This window comes from Delftia sp. Lp-1, from assembly GCF_020523835.1.
Classification (GTDB): domain Bacteria; phylum Pseudomonadota; class Gammaproteobacteria; order Burkholderiales; family Burkholderiaceae_C; genus Comamonas; species Comamonas acidovorans.
On record NZ_JAJALJ010000001.1, the window covers coordinates 3,295,463 to 3,310,407 of the forward strand.

18 protein-coding genes are annotated in these 14,945 nt (G+C 67.1%); 7 read left to right on the forward strand and 11 right to left on the reverse strand.

Annotated features, from left to right (window positions below; all coding sequences use genetic code 11):
- Positions 1-4: 4 nt before the first annotated feature.
- The 3 genes from LGR64_RS14810 to LGR64_RS14820 form a co-directional block, all read right to left on the reverse strand.
- A complete protein-coding gene (locus tag LGR64_RS14810) occupies positions 5-439 on the reverse strand; it encodes a type II toxin-antitoxin system VapC family toxin (protein ID WP_012204856.1) in 435 nt (144 codons plus the stop codon).
- Positions 436-705, reverse strand: a complete 270-nt coding sequence (locus tag LGR64_RS14815) for a type II toxin-antitoxin system Phd/YefM family antitoxin (RefSeq protein WP_017403813.1) — start codon at positions 703-705, stop codon at positions 436-438. The genes LGR64_RS14810 and LGR64_RS14815 overlap by 4 nt, the downstream gene beginning before the upstream one ends.
- Before the next feature lie 141 nt (positions 706-846).
- Positions 847-1,776: a LysR family transcriptional regulator gene (locus LGR64_RS14820; protein ID WP_141833569.1), complete on the reverse strand. Its 930-nt coding sequence runs from the start codon at positions 1,774-1,776 to the stop codon at positions 847-849.
- A gap of 93 nt (positions 1,777-1,869) precedes the next feature.
- On the opposite strand from LGR64_RS14820, the gene ilvD reads away from it, so the two are divergent.
- Positions 1,870-3,564: a dihydroxy-acid dehydratase gene (gene ilvD / locus LGR64_RS14825; protein ID WP_141833572.1), complete on the forward strand. Its 1,695-nt coding sequence runs from the start codon at positions 1,870-1,872 to the stop codon at positions 3,562-3,564.
- A gap of 104 nt (positions 3,565-3,668) precedes the next feature.
- Here ilvD and guaB read toward each other — a convergent pair whose 3' ends face one another.
- Positions 3,669-5,144 carry an IMP dehydrogenase gene (gene guaB, locus LGR64_RS14830; protein WP_013803023.1) on the reverse strand — a complete coding sequence of 492 codons (1,476 nt, stop codon included), beginning with the start codon at positions 5,142-5,144 and terminating at the stop codon, positions 3,669-3,671.
- Between the two features lie 136 nt (positions 5,145-5,280).
- On the opposite strand from guaB, the gene LGR64_RS14835 reads away from it, so the two are divergent.
- On the forward strand, positions 5,281-5,835 hold the full coding sequence (locus LGR64_RS14835) for a DUF4124 domain-containing protein (RefSeq protein ID WP_141833575.1): 555 nt from the start codon (positions 5,281-5,283) through the stop codon (positions 5,833-5,835).
- 13 nt (positions 5,836-5,848) lie between these two features.
- Here the strand turns inward: LGR64_RS14835 and LGR64_RS14840 are convergent, their stop codons facing one another.
- Entirely contained in the window at positions 5,849-6,193 is a 345-nt protein-coding gene (locus LGR64_RS14840) for an RnfH family protein (protein WP_141833578.1), read from the reverse strand.
- Positions 6,186-6,638 carry a type II toxin-antitoxin system RatA family toxin gene (locus tag LGR64_RS14845; protein WP_034398355.1) on the reverse strand — a complete coding sequence of 151 codons (453 nt, stop codon included), beginning with the start codon at positions 6,636-6,638 and terminating at the stop codon, positions 6,186-6,188. The genes LGR64_RS14840 and LGR64_RS14845 overlap by 8 nt, the downstream gene beginning before the upstream one ends.
- Positions 6,639-6,806: 168 nt before the next feature.
- Here LGR64_RS14845 and smpB point away from each other — a divergent pair, with 168 nt between their 5' ends.
- The 4 genes from smpB to LGR64_RS14865 all read left to right on the forward strand — a co-directional run bounded on the left by smpB (position 6,807) and on the right by LGR64_RS14865 (position 9,253).
- On the forward strand, positions 6,807-7,280 hold the full coding sequence (gene smpB / locus LGR64_RS14850) for an SsrA-binding protein SmpB (RefSeq protein WP_013803027.1): 474 nt from the start codon (positions 6,807-6,809) through the stop codon (positions 7,278-7,280).
- Between the two features lie 109 nt (positions 7,281-7,389).
- Positions 7,390-7,806, forward strand: a complete 417-nt coding sequence (locus LGR64_RS14855; protein WP_141833581.1) for a COG4315 family predicted lipoprotein — start codon at positions 7,390-7,392, stop codon at positions 7,804-7,806.
- A gap of 30 nt (positions 7,807-7,836) precedes the next feature.
- Positions 7,837-8,403: an RNA polymerase sigma factor gene (locus tag LGR64_RS14860; RefSeq protein WP_141833584.1), complete on the forward strand. Its 567-nt coding sequence runs from the start codon at positions 7,837-7,839 to the stop codon at positions 8,401-8,403.
- Positions 8,404-8,413: 10 nt separating this feature from the next.
- Entirely contained in the window at positions 8,414-9,253 is an 840-nt protein-coding gene (locus tag LGR64_RS14865) for an anti-sigma factor family protein (RefSeq protein ID WP_065347246.1), read from the forward strand.
- Positions 9,254-9,268: 15 nt separating this feature from the next.
- Here LGR64_RS14865 and LGR64_RS14870 read toward each other — a convergent pair whose 3' ends face one another.
- Positions 9,269-9,964, reverse strand: a complete 696-nt coding sequence (locus tag LGR64_RS14870) for a DAPG hydrolase family protein (protein WP_141833587.1) — start codon at positions 9,962-9,964, stop codon at positions 9,269-9,271.
- Between the two features lie 156 nt (positions 9,965-10,120).
- Here LGR64_RS14870 and LGR64_RS14875 point away from each other — a divergent pair, with 156 nt between their 5' ends.
- Positions 10,121-10,786 (forward strand): TetR/AcrR family transcriptional regulator, encoded by a 666-nt coding sequence (locus tag LGR64_RS14875; protein WP_141833590.1) that lies wholly within the window; start codon positions 10,121-10,123, stop codon positions 10,784-10,786.
- A gap of 73 nt (positions 10,787-10,859) precedes the next feature.
- Here LGR64_RS14875 and LGR64_RS14880 read toward each other — a convergent pair whose 3' ends face one another.
- The 4 genes from LGR64_RS14880 to LGR64_RS14895 form a co-directional block, all read right to left on the reverse strand.
- On the reverse strand, positions 10,860-11,951 hold the full coding sequence (locus tag LGR64_RS14880; RefSeq protein WP_141833593.1) for an enoyl-CoA hydratase/isomerase family protein: 1,092 nt from the start codon (positions 11,949-11,951) through the stop codon (positions 10,860-10,862).
- A 142-nt stretch (positions 11,952-12,093) separates the two neighbouring features.
- A complete protein-coding gene (locus LGR64_RS14885; RefSeq protein WP_099734055.1) occupies positions 12,094-13,125 on the reverse strand; it encodes a Bug family tripartite tricarboxylate transporter substrate binding protein in 1,032 nt (343 codons plus the stop codon).
- Between the two features lie 42 nt (positions 13,126-13,167).
- Positions 13,168-13,665 (reverse strand): MaoC family dehydratase, encoded by a 498-nt coding sequence (locus tag LGR64_RS14890; protein WP_034392170.1) that lies wholly within the window; start codon positions 13,663-13,665, stop codon positions 13,168-13,170.
- A gap of 1 nt (position 13,666) precedes the next feature.
- Positions 13,667-14,863, reverse strand: a complete 1,197-nt coding sequence (locus LGR64_RS14895; RefSeq protein ID WP_141833596.1) for a CaiB/BaiF CoA transferase family protein — start codon at positions 14,861-14,863, stop codon at positions 13,667-13,669.
- Positions 14,864-14,945: the final 82 nt, after the last annotated feature.

Here is a 14,945-nt window from a genome sequence, read left to right on the forward strand (position 1 = left end):
GGGGTCAGAAATCTTCAGGGGCCAGCAGCGCCAGCCCGCGCTTGCGGGCGGCGGCGGCCTGGGCTGCGTCAAAGGTGGCCAGCGGCAGGCGCAGCGACTGCGCCAGCCACAGGTAGGCCGCGTCATAGACCGGCAGGCGGGTGTCCAGCGCCACGTCGAGCACGGCCTTGTGCTGGGCGGGCGCCAGCTCGTGCAGCTCCACGCGGTGGCGGATGGCCTCGAGCACGCCCCACAGGCCTTCGACCGAGCTGTGCGGAATGCGGCCGCCGTGCACGCCCGAGGCGATCAGGTTGCCGCACTCCCACTGCCAGAGGTTGGGCGCCTGCGGGTCCACTTCGTGACGGCGGATTCGGGTGTACAGGCGCTGGGTGTGCACGCTGGCGGCATCGGGCAGCAGCCAGGCGGCGGTGACGGAGGCATCGAGCACGAAGGAGGTCATGCCTGGCTCCGGCCTGCGTGGCGCAGTCGGGTGGTGGAGTCCGGCGCCTGTGCCGACTGGGCCGGCCGCACCGTGGCCTGCAGCGCCTGCATCTGCTCCAGCTCGCGGGCGATCTGCTCGTCGGTGATCACGGGGCGGCGGCGCACCGGCAGCATGCGCACCACTTCCTTGCCGTGGCGGGTGATGCGCACTTCCTCGCCCTGCTCGACAAGTTCGATCAGGGCGGAGAAACGGGTCTTGGCTTCGTAGATGCCGACAGATTGCATGGCGGGGCTGAAAACAAAAACAGGCCTGTTGTCCGGACTGGACCGAATTCTATCATTCTGGCCAGAATTTCCAAAAATTCAGACCAGAACCTTGCGGATATTCGCGGGCCTTGCCTCGGGGGGGCTGTCGGTGAACGCCACTCAGCGCTGTTCGCGCACGAAGTCGACAAACCGCGCCAGCGCGGGCGACATGGCCCCGGCAGGCCAGGCCAGACTGGTCTCGCAGACCGGCAGGGCAACGGGCTTGCTGCCCGCACGGGCGCTGGCGAAAACCGCCTCGCGGTAGACCACGCCGGGCCTGCAGAACTGCATCACGCTGGCGGGCACCCAGGCCAGGCCGATGCCGCCCCAGACCAGGTTCACGATGGTCTGCATCTGTATCGCCTGCTGCGCGATGCGCGGCACATGTCCGTGCTGTCGGTACAGATCCGTCACCGCGTCATGGAGCGAGGGCATGATGCGGCGCGGAAAGATCACCAGCGGCTGCTCCAGCACTTCGTCGAGCATCAGCCGGTCCGCGCCGGCAAGCGCATGCTGCTGAGGCAGGGCCAGCACCATGGCTTCCCGTCCCACGGCCAGGCGCTCCAGGCCGGCCGGCGCATGCCCGGGGGCATGCAGCATCAGCCCGGCATCGATCTGCCCGCGCTCGAAGGCTTCCATCTGCACATCGCTGGTGGCCTCGACCAGCTCCAGCGCCACACCGGGCGTGCCTGCAACGAAGTCCCGCACCCACAGCGGCAGCCGGGTGAAGCCGATGGTGGAGACAAAGGCCAGCCGCACGCGCCCCACTTCCCCCGCTGCCGCAGCCCGCGCAATCCCGGGCAGCGCTGCCGCCTGCGCCAGAAGCTCACGCACCTGCGGCACAAGCGCCTCGCCGGCGGGCGTCAGCGCGACATGGCGGCTCGAGCGCTCGAACAGCGCCACGTCCAGGCTGCGCTCCAGCTGGGCGATGGCCTGGGTGAGCGGCGGCTGCGTCATGTGCAGGCGCGACGCGGCGCGGCCGAAGTGCAGCTCGTCCGCCACGGCCAGGAATTGCCGCCAGACGCGCAGATCAATGGGGGGCTCATTCATATGTGCAGCATATCAATCATGCCGACGAATAGGATTGGATCAGATGAATCAGTCGGCCCATACTCATCCAACCCCCACAACGAGAGACATGCCATGACCCCGCCGAACCAGATCAACCGCCGAAGCTCCCACATCACCGAAGGCAAGGCGCGCGCTGCCAACCGCTCCATGTTCTACGGCATGGGCTACAAGGAAGAGGATTTCAAGAAGCCCATGGTCGGCGTGGCTAACGGCCACAGCACGATCACGCCGTGCAACTCCGGCCTGCAAAGGCTGGCGGACGCGGCCATCGCAGGCATCGAGGAGGCCGGCGGCAACGCGCAGGTGTTCGGCACGCCGACCATCTCGGACGGCATGTCCATGGGCACGGAAGGCATGAAGTACTCGCTGGTCAGCCGCGAGGTGATCGCCGACTGCATAGAGACCTGCGTGGGCGGCCAGTGGATGGATGGCGTGCTGGTGGTCGGCGGCTGCGACAAGAACATGCCCGGCGGCATGATGGGCATGCTGCGCGCCAATGTGCCGGCCATCTATGTCTACGGAGGCACCATCCTGCCCGGCAGGTGGAAAGGCCGGGACCTGAACATCGTCAGCGTGTTCGAGGCCGTTGGCGAAAACGCCGCGGGAAAGATCAGCGACCAGGAGCTCAAGGACATCGAGCAGCACGCCATCCCCGGCACGGGCTCATGCGGCGGCATGTACACCGCCAACACCATGTCGAGCGCGTTCGAGGCGCTGGGCATGAGCCTGCCCTACTCCTCCACCATGGCCAATCCCCATGATGAAAAGGAGAACTCGGCCAAGGAATCCGCCAGGGTGCTGATCGAGGCCATCAAGATGGACCTCAAGCCGCGCGACATCGTGACCCGCAAGTCCATCGAGAACGCGGTCTCGGTGATCATGGCGACCGGGGGCTCCACCAATGCCGTGCTGCACTTTCTCGCGATCGCCCATGCGGCCGGCGTGCCCTGGTCCATCGACGACTTCGAGCGCATCCGCCAGCGGGTGCCGGTGCTGTGCGATCTCAAGCCCAGCGGCAGATACCTGGCGGTGGACCTGCACCAGGCGGGCGGCATCCCGCAGGTCATGAAGATCCTGCTGAATGCGGGCCTGCTGCACGGCGACTGCATCACCATCTCGGGCCAGACCATCGCCGAGACCCTGGCTGGCGTGCCTGACGAACCGACCAACCCCCAGGTCATCCGCCCCCTCTCGGAGGCGCTCTATCCGCAGGGCCATCTGGCCATCCTCAAGGGCAACCTGAGCCCGGAAGGTGCGGTAGCCAAGATCACGGGCCTGAAGAACCCGGTCATCACCGGCCCGGCACGCGTGTTCGACGATGAGCAATCGGCACTGGCGGCCATCCTCGACGGCAAGATACAGGCCGGCGACGTGATGGTGCTGCGCTACCTGGGCCCCAAGGGCGGCCCCGGCATGCCGGAAATGCTGGCACCCACGGGCGCCCTGATCGGCGCCGGCCTGGGCGAGAGCGTGGGCCTGATCACCGATGGCCGCTTCTCCGGCGGCACCTGGGGCATGGTGGTCGGCCACGTGGCGCCGGAAGCGGCCGTGGGCGGCACCATCGCGCTGGTGCATGAGGGCGACTCGATCACCATCGACGCGCACGCATTGCAGCTGCAGCTGAACGTGCCCGAAGACGTGCTCGCCCAGCGCCGCGCGGCATGGAAGGCTCCCGCGCCCCGCTACACGCGGGGCGTGCAGGCCAAGTTCGCGTTCAACGCATCGAGCGCCAGCTCGGGCGCGGTGCTGGACAACTTCGCCATCTGAGCATCGCCATCTGAGCTTCGTCATCTGAGCGCACGAAAAAAAGAGGCCCGGGCAGCGGCTGCCCGGACCTCTTTTCCATCTCGCGCCAAGGCGCTGGATCTGGATCAGTCGGCGCGGTAGTTGGGCGCTTCCTTGGTGATCTGCACGTCATGCACGTGCGATTCACGGATGCCTGCAGCGGTGATCTCCACGAACTCGGCCGTGTTGTTCATCTCTTCGATGGTGGCGCAGCCGCAGTAGCCCATGGCAGCGCGCACGCCGCCGGCCATCTGGTAGACGATGGAGACCATGGAGCCCTTGTAGGGCACGCGGCCTTCGATGCCTTCGGGCACGAGCTTGTCGGCATTGGGGTTGCCGGTGCTCGATTCCTGGAAGTAGCGGTCGGCCGAGCCCTGCTGCATGGCGCCGATGGAGCCCATGCCGCGATAACTCTTGTACGAACGGCCCTGGTACAGGATGACTTCGCCCGGCGCCTCTTCGGTGCCAGCGAACATGCCGCCCATCATGATGGTCGAGGCGCCAGCGGCCAGGGCCTTGGCGATGTCGCCCGAGAAGCGGATGCCGCCGTCGGCGATCAGCGGCACGCCCGTGCCCTGCAGGGCCTGGGCCACGCTGTCGATGGCCATGATCTGGGGCACGCCCACACCGGCGACGATGCGCGTGGTGCAGATGGAGCCGGGGCCGATGCCGACCTTGACGGCGTCGGCGCCTGCCTCGGCCAGTGCCAGCGCAGCGGCGCCGGTGGCGATGTTGCCGCCGATGACATCGACCTGCGGGTAGTTCTGCTTGACCCAGCGCACGCGGTCGATCACGCCCTTGCTGTGGCCGTGGGCCGTGTCCACCACCAGCGCATCGACGCCGGCCTTGACCAGCAGTTCCACGCGCTGCTCGGTGCCCTCGCCCACGCCCACGGCGGCGGCCACGCGCAGGCGGCCTGCGCTGTCACGCGCTGCGTTGGGGAAGGTGGTCTGCTTGGTGATGTCCTTGACGGTGATCAGGCCCTTGAGTTCAAAGGCGTCGTTCACGACCAGGATGCGCTCGAGCTTGTGCTTGTTGAGCAGGGCCTTGGCTTCCACGGGCGTGGTGCCGTCCTTCTCGTTGACGGTGATCAGGCGCTCGCGCGGCGTCATGATCTGGCTGACCTTGACGTCGTAGCGGGTCTCGAAGCGCAGGTCGCGGCTGGTGACGATGCCGACCACCTTGCCGCCGTCGCACACGGGAAAGCCGGAGATGCCGAGGTTCTCGGACAGCTGCAGCACCTGCAGCACGGTGTGCTCGGGGGTGATGACCACGGGGTCGTGCACCACGCCGGATTCGTGGCGCTTGACCTTGGACACTTCGGCAGCCTGTTGCTCTGCCGTCATGTTCTTGTGGATGACGCCGATACCGCCCTCTTGCGCGATGGCAATGGCCAGACGCGCTTCGGTCACGGTGTCCATGGCGGCGGACACAAGGGGGATGTTCAGGGAGATGTTGCGCGAAAAGCGCGTCTTGAGCGAGGTGTCCTTGGGCAGGACCTGGGAGAAAGCGGGGACCAGGAGGACGTCGTCGAAGGTCAGGGCTTTACCGAGAAGGCGCATGTGAGAGCTCCAAAAGAAGGATTGTACCCGTGCGCCGGATCACAATGTATGCTGTAGGCCATTGTTCCCCGCTATCGCTGCCCGCCATCATTTCCTGCTATTGCTACCTGCAACCGGCCCGATCACCCCAATCACCATGCATGCCATCAAGCTTGTTTTGCTAGTCACGCTTGCCGCCTGTTCGCTGCCCGCAGCCGCCCAGTGGCAATGGGTCGACGCCACAGGCCGCAAGGTCTTCAGCGACCGCGCGCCACCCCCTGACATTCCGGCCAAGAACATCCTGCGCCAGCCTGGCGGCAGCGCGCCCGCTCCAGCAGCGGCGGCGCCATCCACTGCACCGGCGGCTACAGATGCGGCCACGCAGCCCGCTGCAGATGCAACGGCACAGGCGGCGCCTGCCGCCGCCAAGGACGCCAAGCCCGCAGGCACCGACAAGGCCCTGGAAGAGCAAAAGCGCAAGGCCGAGGCCCAGGAGGCCGCCAAGGCCAAGGCAGAAAAGGACCGCGTTGCCAAGGATCGCCAGGAAAACTGTGCGCGGGCGAAACAGGCCAAGACGGCACTGTCATCGGGCGGCCTGCTGGCACACACCAATGCCCAGGGCGAACGCGGCTTCATGGACGAAGCCACGCGCAACAGCGAACTCAAGCGCGCCGACGCCACCATCGCCTCGGACTGCGGCCCGGTGCGCTGAGCGCCTCCCTCCTTCAGTAACCGGCCTTGGCCCCGGGCCTTTGGCGCTGGAACAGGCCCGTGGCGCGGGCTCCCTGGCGCGCAAAGCGCTCTCGGCGCGCCACCTTGGGGTCCACGGTCAAGGGCCGGTACAGCTCCACGCGATCGCCATCGCGCAAGCCTTGCGTCAATGGTGCGCTGCGGCCCCAAAGGCCAGCGGGCCCCTCCTGTGCAAAGCCCAGCGCCTGCCAGCCACCAGCGGCCTCGACTGCGTCGGCAATCGAGGCACCGGCCGGCAATTGCAGGGTCAGCTCAACGACTTCACCGGCGCGCTGGCTGCATGCCAGCGTGATGCACAGAAACAGCCGGGGTTCAGCCATAGACCTGCTCGGCGCGCTTGACGAAGGCATCGACCATGGAGCCCGCGATGCGGTCGAACACCGGGCCGACCACGGCGGCCAGCGCCATGTTGTCAAAGCCATAGTCCAGCTGCAGCTCCACGCGGCAGGCGCGCTGCGAGCCGTCGCCCACGGGGCGGAACATCCAGTTGCCCTCCAGCCGCGAGAACGGCCCCTTGATCAGGCGGATGCTGACCTGGCGCCCGCCATCGTCGAGCACGCTGTGCGTGTTGCGCGTGACAAAGGATTTGCGCATGCCGCCGAATGCAATGCCCACCTCGGCCGTCATGCCCTGCTCGTCCTGCTCCAGCACCCTGGCCTGGTCGCACCAGGGGAGGAAGTCGGCATAGTGGGCCACGTCCGTCACCAGGGCAAACATTTCTTGGGGGCTGTACCAGATCAGGACGGACTTGTTGACTTTTTTCATGAATGGGGCGAGCTGCACGGCATGCAAAACACCGGCTGCGCGGTCATGGCGCATACGGCTGTCACAATGACGGCAAGGCGAAACTAAAATCCCGCACGGAGGCGAGACGGCAATCCAGTATTGTATGGAGAGCTTTCATCTCCAGGTTTTCGCCGCATCTATTACTCCATGGCCAAGAAACCTGAAACACAGTCGCGCATCGCCGACAACAAAAAAGCCGCGTTCAACTACTTCTTCGAGGAACGCTTCGAGGCCGGCATCGTGCTGCACGGCTGGGAAGTGAAGGCGCTGCGCAGCGGCAAGGTGCAGTTGACCGACGGCTACGTCATCGTCAAGGACGGCGAGCTGTTCCTGCTCGGCTGCCAGATCAACCCGCTCAAGACCGCCTCCACCCACGTCAACCCCGACGCGGCGCGCATCAAGAAGCTGTTGCTCAAGAAGGACGACATCCTGCGCCTGATCGGCAAGGTCGAGCAAAAGGGCTTCACGCTGGTGCCCATCAACCTTCACTGGAAGAACGGCTTCGTCAAGTGCGACATCGCCCTTGCCAAGGGCAAGGCCGAGCACGACAAGCGCGACGTGATCAAGGACCGCGAAGGCAAGCGCGAGGTCGAGCGCGCCATGAAGAGCTTCAACCGTTGACGGGCATCCGCAGCTTTTTTTGCACTGCTGCGGAATAAACCGGCACGGCCCAGTGTTCATTGCAGTGTCCGGCCGCAATTTCGCGCGCCGGCAAGCACCGGAGACAGCGATGAAGAAGCTCGGCATGAAACTTGGTACCTGTGCCTTCACGGCAGCCCTGACATTGACCCTGGCAGGCTGCTATTCCGCGCCTGCGGCCAACGCCTCTGGCCAGACCCCGCCCAGCGCGGTCAGCGTGCAAAACGGCATCCTGGTCGGCGCCAACGGCATGACGCTCTACACCTTCGACAAGGACACGGCTGGCAGCGGCAAGTCCGTCTGCAACGGCCCCTGCGCGACCAACTGGCCGCCGCTGATGGGCAAGCAGGCGCCGTCCGGCGGCAACTACAGCGTGGTCCAGCGCGACGATGGCAGCAGCCAGATCGCCTACAAGGGCAAGCCGCTGTACTACTGGGTGAAGGACGGCAAGGCCGGTGACACCACGGGCGACGGCGTCATGGGCGTCTGGCATACCGCACGCCCCTGATTCCGGCCGCATCCGCCTTCGGACCTGCCCATGGACCGCAGCCAGATCCTGGAGCACCTGCCCGGCCTGCGCCGCTATGCGCGGCTGCTGGCAGGCGATGCCTGGGCCGCCGACGACCTGGTGCAGGACACGCTGGAGCGTGCCTGCCGCAAATGGCTGCTGTGGCGCCCCGACGGCGATCTGCGCGCCTGGCTGTTCACGCTGATGCACAACCTCTACCTGAACCAGCGGCGCTCTGCCGCGCGCGGGCAGTGGCTGGACATAGACAGCCTGTCCGAGACCCTGGCCGCACCCGAGGACAGCAGCGATGCGGCCCTGGACCTGGAGCGCTGCCTGCAGCGCCTGCCCGCCGAGCAGCGGGCCGTGCTGCTGCTGGTCAGCGTGGAGGACATGAGCTACGCCGACACGGCGCGCGTGCTGCAGCTGCCCCTGGGCACCGTGATGTCGCGGCTGTCGCGCGCACGGTCCCGGCTGCGCGAATTGATGGAGGCCCCATCGACCACCTCGGCCACCTCTGCAGCGCCTGCACAGTCAGCACCGACTGCCAAGGCCGCAACACCCCAAGCCGCAGCCCCCGCGCTGCGCCGGCTCAAATGACGAGGCCGCCATGACCGCATCCGCCCCCACCCCTCTTTCATCTTCCTCGCCCTTGCCCCCGCCCATTTCCGACGAGCAGTTGCACGCCCTGGTCGATGGCCGCCTGCCCGCGCAGCAGGCGCAGGCACTGCGCGACCAGCTGGACGAAGACAGTGCCGCGCGCGTGGAGCAATGGCAACGCCAGCGCCAGTTGCTGCGCGCCCTGCATGCCGCCCGGGATGAACCCGGCATGCCCGACGAAATGCGCGCCGCCGCCGAACAGTTGCAGGGCCTGCACCAGCGCCAGCAGCAGTGGTGGCGCTGGGGTGGCATGGCCGCGGGCTGGATGCTGGCCTTCGGCCTGGGCTGGCTGGTGCATGGGCAGCAGGCGGTGCCCGCCGCCGCGCCATCCACGGCGGCCACGCTGGCCGCCGCCACCCCGGCCCGCTTCGCCCACCAGGCGGCCGTTGCCCATGCGGTCTACCAGCCCGAGCAACGCCACCCAGTCGAGGTGGAGGCCGCACAGCAGGCCCATCTGCTGCAGTGGCTGTCCAAGCGCCTGGGCCGGCCGCTGAAGCTGCCGGCACTCACGGACCTGGGCTATGAGCTGGTGGGCGGCCGATTGCTGCCCGGCGACAGCGGCGCACGCGCCCAGTTCATGTACCAGGACGCGGCGGGCGAGCGCATCACCCTCTACCTGGGCGCGCTGCAGGACCCGGCCACGCACGGCGAGACCGCCTTTCACTTCAGCAGCGATGGCCCCGTGCCCAGCTTCTACTGGGTGGACCAGGGCTTTGGCTATGCGCTCAGCGGCGCCCTGCCGCGCAACCGGCTGCTGCAGCTGGCCACGGCCGTGCACCAGCAGCTTTGAAGCCTGGGGCCACGGCTACCAGGGCAGCGGCGCCGCCTCGCCGTTGCCATGCTCGCCGTAGTACAGCGAGGGCAGGAAGCGCGACAGATAGGTGAACTCCGTGTAGCAGTGGCGCAGCAGGCCCAGGCCCAGCGCGTCAGGCAGCTCGTTCGCCGGGTCGGCGCAGGACTGGCCCAGCAAAAAGCGGCTGCGCAGCACGCAGCCAAAAGGCGTGTCACGCGCCAGGTGCACCATCTGCCCGTCCATGGGGTCCCCGCTGGCGTCCAGCTGCACATGCTCACCAAAACCGATGCGCGCATACACGGCGGCCGATGCGCGTTTTTCGGCAAAGGCCAGCTCCAGCTGCGCAGGGTCGAACAGCTCGCGCGGGTCGTGGAACTTGAGCCTGGCCGCCACGGGCGGAATGTCGGCCAGGGACTCCACGGCCTCGATGGACGCGCCGATGTAGCTCTCGCCCTTCTTCCATTGCGCATCCCAGCCGCGATGCGCGATGTGGTCGTGCGGATGCCACCACTTGATGTGCTGCGTGGTCTCGAAGAACTTGAACCACCAGTCCAGCATGCGGCCGCTGCAGCCATGCAGGTCGGTGCGGCAGGCCACCACCAGGCAGCCGCTGGGCAGGCGCTGGATTCCCGTCTCCAGCCTCAGCGGCGTGATGTGCAGCAGCTCGTCGATGCGGGAAATGTCGGGCTCGAAGGCATGGGAGTTCATGGTTGTTTTCCGTTCCTGGGTTGATGAGGAAAAGCCATCTTATATTAAAGAAACGAACAACGTTTCCAAACAATCGGATAATCCCCGCCGGGTAACAAAATGCTGCACAACCAGTCACGACCCTGCACAACACCGAACGGAACGACAAGAAATCCAATGGAATCCGAAATCACTCCTGCGGCCCCCAGGCCGCGCGGGCGGCCGGCCCGGCCCGAGCACGAGGCCAACGATGCCGCCCTGGCCGCCGCCACCTGGCTCTTGCTCAACGAAGGCTATGCCGCCACCACCATGGAAGCCGTGGCCAGGCGCGCAGGGCTGGCCAAGAAGACGCTCTACCGCTTTGCCGCCAACCGCGAGGATCTGGTGGCCTTGGTGGTGCGCGGCTGGACCGACGGTTTCCGCCCTGCCCTGTCGGCCGATGCGCAGTCGGCCTCAGAGGTGGCGCCAGCGCTGGCCGAGATCCTGCGCGTGATTGCCGCGCGCGTGCTGTCGGCCGAGGCGGTGGGCATGTTCCGCCTGCTCACCACCGATTTCCCCGCCAAGCCCGAGTTGCTGGAGGTATACCAGCGCAACGGCATAGAGCGCGGCCGCGGCATGCTGGTGGACTGGCTGCGGCGCCAGTGCGCGAAGGGGTTGCTGCGGGCCGAACAGCCCGAAGTCGTCTGCGACCTGCTGCTGTCCATGGCCATTGCCGAGCCGCTGCGGCAGATGGCCCTGGGCCTGACGCCGCCCGTGCCCGAATGGGATCCGGGCCCGCGCATTGACGACGCGGTACGGCTGCTGGCAGGTCATTCCTGCCGTATGGAGCCTGCGGATCGTTGAATGAAAAAAGGCCACCCGGCATGGCGCCGGATGGCCTTTTGAACCCTTGGAGGTTTGAGCAACCGCCGCGCGATCAGTCCAGCGCCGCCAGCGGATGCGAATGCGCAGGCCAAGGGCTGTCGAAGAAGGCGCGCCATTGCGCGTCCTGCACGTCTTCGATGCGCGCGGGGTTCCAGCGCGGGTGGTGGTCCTTGTCCACGGCCAGTGCGCGTATGCCTTCGATGGTCTCGCTCTGGCCGGGGCGCAGGTAGAAGCAGTGGCGCACCATGTCGCGCTCCATGCGCAGGTCCTGGGCCAGCGTCATGCCGCGCGCGCGGCGGATCTGCTCCAGCACCACGTGCAGCATCAGGGGCGAGCGCTTGCGCAGCGTGGCTGCCGTGTGCCGGGCCCACTCGCCATCTGCAGCTTCCAGCGCCTGCACCATGGCAGCCACCGTAGGCAGGGCAAACACGCGGTCAATCTCGGCGCGGGGCTGGGCCGCTGGCTTGGCCGGGGCCGTGAACTTCGACTTCACCAGGGCCTCGACGGCCGCTGCATCGGCAAAGCTGCCGGCGGCCAGCGCGTCCCACAGCGCAGGCTGCTGGTCCGAGGGCAGGTAGCCATCGGCCAGGCCGAAGTCCAGCGCATCGGCCGCGCCGATCACATCGCCCGTCAGCGCCAGCCACTCACCCGCGTGACCCGGGCAGCGCGAGAGGAAGTAGCCGCCACCCACATCGGGGAACAGGCCGATGGCCGTCTCGGGCATGGCCATCTTGGTGCGTTCGGTGACGATGCGCAGCGTGCCGCCCTGGCTGATGCCCATGCCGCCGCCCATGACGATGCCGTCCATGAAGGCGATGTAGGGCTTGCCAAAGGTATGGATCAGGTGGTTGAGCGCGTACTCCTCGGTAAAGAAGTCCTCCAGCTGCGGATTGCCCGTGCTGCCCGCGCCATGCAGGAAGCGGATGTCCCCGCCCGCGCAGAAGGCGCCGAAGACCCCTTCCTTGCCCATGCCTCGGATGGCCACGGCCAGCACCTGCTCATCCTTTTGCCAGGCCAGCAGGGTGGCCAGCAGATCGCGCACCATGCCCAGCGACAGCGCATTCAGCGCCTTGGCCCGGTTCAAGGTGATCATGCCCATGCGGCCCCGCACTTCGCTGAGGACTTCGCCGGCAGCTCCCGTCATATCTTGCTCCTTGTTGCTATGCATGCCCTGCCCCGGCAGCCCGGGGCAATGAGCCGCAACCATAGCTGAAAAACCGCGCCCACCCCTGACAAACAGGTGCCAATTTGCGCAACTGCGCGACAGGCGCCGCAACGCCCCGCACTCAGTCCAGAGAGACGCCCGTGCTCTTGACCACGCCGGCCCAGCGCTTGATCTCGCTGCGGATGTAGGCGCCGTATTCCTCGGGCGTGGAGCCCAGGCCTTCGGCGCCCTGCAGCTGCAGCTTCTCGACCACGCCCGGGTCCTTGAGCGCGCGCATCAGCTCCTGGTTGAGCCGCTGGATGATGGCGGCCGGCGTTTTGGCCGGCACCATCACGCCCTGCCAGGCACCGGCCTCGAAGCCGGACATGCCGCTTTCGGCCAGCGTGGGTGCATCGGGGAAGTTGGGCAGGCGTTTGGAGGAACTGACGGCCAGCAGCTTGAGCCGCCCCTCCTTGATGAAGGGTGCGACGGAATTGATGGTGTCGGTCATGAAGTCGATCTGCCCGGCCACCAGATCCACATCGGCCGGCGCGCTGCCCTTGTAGGGCACGTGGCTGGCCTCGATCTGGTAGTGCTGCACGACCTGGAAGGCCGCCAGGTGGGTGACGTTGCCGTTGCCGGCCGAGCCATAGGACAGCTGGCCGGTCTTGTCCCTGGCATGGCGCACGAATTCCTGCACGTTCTTCACCGGCAGCTTGGGGTTGACCACCAGGCCCAGCGGCACCACGGCCGTCAGCGCCACAGGCATCAGGTCCTTGCCCACGTCGTAGCTCATCTTCTTGTACAGCGACGGGCTCAGCGCAATGGACGAGGTGTTGTAGAGCACGGTATAGCCATCGGGCGCGGCCTTGGCCACCAGGGCATTGCCGATGTTGCCATTGGCTCCGGGCCGGTTGTCCACGATCACGGTCTGGCCCAGTTGCTGGCCGACCTGCTGGGCCAGCACGCGCGCCACCAGGTCGGTGGGCCCGCCCGGCGGGAAGGGCACGACCATCGTGATGGGCTTGCTGGGCCAGGGCTGCTGCGCCAACGCGGCGCCGGGCAGTGCCGCACCCACTGCCACCGCCGCAGCCGCCGCAATGGGGGCCGCCAGGGTGACCAGCGCCATGCGGCGCCTTCTATTGCGGGCCGCCTTGTCGATCTGCTTGTCCATGCTTTTGTCTCCTGATGTCGTTATGGGAATGCTTGTGGCCGCCTAGCTGCGCCCGGCCAGCAGGCGCACGGCCGTGTATTCCATGACCTTCTGGTGGCCCTGGTTGAAGACCTCGATGCGCGAGGTGACGACGGCGCGGTTGCCCTTGGAGGTGGGCTTGATGGCAGTGACTTCGACCAGGGCCTCGATGGTGTCGCCCACCAGCACGGGGCCGAGGATCTTCTGGTGCAGCTCCAGCATGGCCAGGCCCGTGCCCTGGATCATGCTTTGCAGGATGAAGCCTTCGATCAGCGCATAGGTCATGGCGCCCGGCACGGGGCGGCCGGCAATGGCGCCGCCGTCGTAGCCCTCCTCGATGAAGATGGCCTCCAGCATGCCCGTGGCATTGATGAAGGCGACCAGGTCCGATTCGGTCACGGTGCGGCGGAAGGTGCGCAGCTGCTGGCCGATCTGCAGGTCCTGCCAGAAAAAGCCCTGGCCCATGCGGGGCACGGCGTTCCAGGCGGCGCCAGGGTGGGGCTGCGGGGTGTTCACTGTCATCTCATGTCTCCTGTTGCGTGATCTGCAGGCCGGCGATGCGCTCGGCGCTCCAGCCCGCCTGGGCCAGCAGCGCCGCCGTGTGCTCGCCCAGGCGCGGCGGCATGCCCATGGGGGCCTGCCGGCCATCCATGCGCACGGATGAACGCGGCAGGTGCACGGTGCCCATGGCGGGGTCCTGCAGCGGCACGAAGAACTCCGTGGCCTGCAGGTGTGGATCGGCGGGCAGATCGTCCATGCGCGCCACGGGGGCGGCGGGAATCTCCAGGCGCTGGCAGGTATCGAGCCAGTGCTGGGTGCCGTGCAGCGCCACATGCTCGCCTGCGGTCTCCAGCAGCTGGGCAATGTGGGCCGTGCGGCTGGCCTGGCTGGCAAAGCGCGCGTCCAGGGCCAGCTGCGGCTGGCCCACGGCGGCGAAGAAGCGCTGCCAGTGCGCATCGGTGTACGGCATCATGCAGACGTGGCCGTCCAGCGTTCTGTAGGGCTTGCGCCAGGGCGCCATCACGCGCGGGTAGCCTGCGCCGCTGAGCGCCGGGCTGAAGTGCATGCCGTAGAAATGCTCGACCAGGTTGAAGCCCACCATGGTCTCGTACATGGGCACTTCCACAAAGCAGCCATGGCCGCTGCGCTCGCGCTGGAACAGCGCCGCCAGCACGGCATGCGCGGCCACCAGGGCGCAGGTCTTGTCGGCCGCGATGGTGGGCAGGTAGCGCGCCTCGCCCGTCTGGCGCTCCATCAGGTCGGCCAGGCCGCTCATGCCCTGGATGACATCGTCATAGGCGGGCATGCCTGCATAGGGGCCGTCTTCGCCAAAGCCATGCAGGCCTGCATAGACCAGGCGCGGATAGCGCTCGCGCAGCGTTGCGGGGTCCAGGCCCAGCGGAGCCAGCTTTTGCGGGCGCATGCTGTGCATGAACACATCGGCCGTGGCCAGCAGCGCATGCAGAGCCTGGCGCGCCTCGTCCTGCTTGAGGTCCAGCACCACGCTCTTCTTGCTGCGGTTGGTGCCCATGAACATGGCTGCCATGCCGGGCTCCACGGCCGGGCCGGTATGGCGCGTGGAGTCGCCGGCCGGCGGCTCGATCTTGATGACTTCGGCGCCGTAGTCGGCCAGCACCTGGCTGGCCAGCGGCCCGAACACCACGCTGGACAGATCCAGCACCCGAATCCCTGTCAACGCAGCCTGCACTGTGGTCTCCATGTTGCTTCAGGGAGCCAGTATTTGATATCTTCAAAGCTGCGTCTAAGACTTAATTCAGCATCTCTGATACACGGTAGATATC

What these genes read in the sequence shown, in the direction of transcription:
- LGR64_RS14810 (WP_012204856.1), bottom strand. Translation starts at nt 439, where the DNA reads ATGACCTCCTTCGTGCTCGATGCCTCCGTCACCGCCGCCTGGCTGCTG.
- LGR64_RS14815 (WP_017403813.1), bottom strand. Translation starts at nt 705, where the DNA reads ATGCAATCTGTCGGCATCTACGAAGCCAAGACCCGTTTCTCCGCCCTG.
- LGR64_RS14820 (WP_141833569.1), bottom strand. Translation starts at nt 1,776, where the DNA reads ATGAATGAGCCCCCCATTGATCTGCGCGTCTGGCGGCAATTCCTGGCC.
- ilvD (WP_141833572.1), top strand. Translation starts at nt 1,870, where the DNA reads ATGACCCCGCCGAACCAGATCAACCGCCGAAGCTCCCACATCACCGAA.
- guaB (WP_013803023.1), bottom strand. Translation starts at nt 5,144, where the DNA reads ATGCGCCTTCTCGGTAAAGCCCTGACCTTCGACGACGTCCTCCTGGTC.
- LGR64_RS14835 (WP_141833575.1), top strand. Translation starts at nt 5,281, where the DNA reads ATGCATGCCATCAAGCTTGTTTTGCTAGTCACGCTTGCCGCCTGTTCG.
- LGR64_RS14840 (WP_141833578.1), bottom strand. Translation starts at nt 6,193, where the DNA reads ATGGCTGAACCCCGGCTGTTTCTGTGCATCACGCTGGCATGCAGCCAG.
- LGR64_RS14845 (WP_034398355.1), bottom strand. Translation starts at nt 6,638, where the DNA reads ATGAAAAAAGTCAACAAGTCCGTCCTGATCTGGTACAGCCCCCAAGAA.
- smpB (WP_013803027.1), top strand. Translation starts at nt 6,807, where the DNA reads ATGGCCAAGAAACCTGAAACACAGTCGCGCATCGCCGACAACAAAAAA.
- LGR64_RS14855 (WP_141833581.1), top strand. Translation starts at nt 7,390, where the DNA reads ATGAAGAAGCTCGGCATGAAACTTGGTACCTGTGCCTTCACGGCAGCC.
- LGR64_RS14860 (WP_141833584.1), top strand. Translation starts at nt 7,837, where the DNA reads ATGGACCGCAGCCAGATCCTGGAGCACCTGCCCGGCCTGCGCCGCTAT.
- LGR64_RS14865 (WP_065347246.1), top strand. Translation starts at nt 8,414, where the DNA reads ATGACCGCATCCGCCCCCACCCCTCTTTCATCTTCCTCGCCCTTGCCC.
- LGR64_RS14870 (WP_141833587.1), bottom strand. Translation starts at nt 9,964, where the DNA reads ATGAACTCCCATGCCTTCGAGCCCGACATTTCCCGCATCGACGAGCTG.
- LGR64_RS14875 (WP_141833590.1), top strand. Translation starts at nt 10,121, where the DNA reads ATGGAATCCGAAATCACTCCTGCGGCCCCCAGGCCGCGCGGGCGGCCG.
- LGR64_RS14880 (WP_141833593.1), bottom strand. Translation starts at nt 11,951, where the DNA reads ATGACGGGAGCTGCCGGCGAAGTCCTCAGCGAAGTGCGGGGCCGCATG.
- LGR64_RS14885 (WP_099734055.1), bottom strand. Translation starts at nt 13,125, where the DNA reads ATGGACAAGCAGATCGACAAGGCGGCCCGCAATAGAAGGCGCCGCATG.
- LGR64_RS14890 (WP_034392170.1), bottom strand. Translation starts at nt 13,665, where the DNA reads ATGACAGTGAACACCCCGCAGCCCCACCCTGGCGCCGCCTGGAACGCC.
- LGR64_RS14895 (WP_141833596.1), bottom strand. Translation starts at nt 14,863, where the DNA reads ATGGAGACCACAGTGCAGGCTGCGTTGACAGGGATTCGGGTGCTGGAT.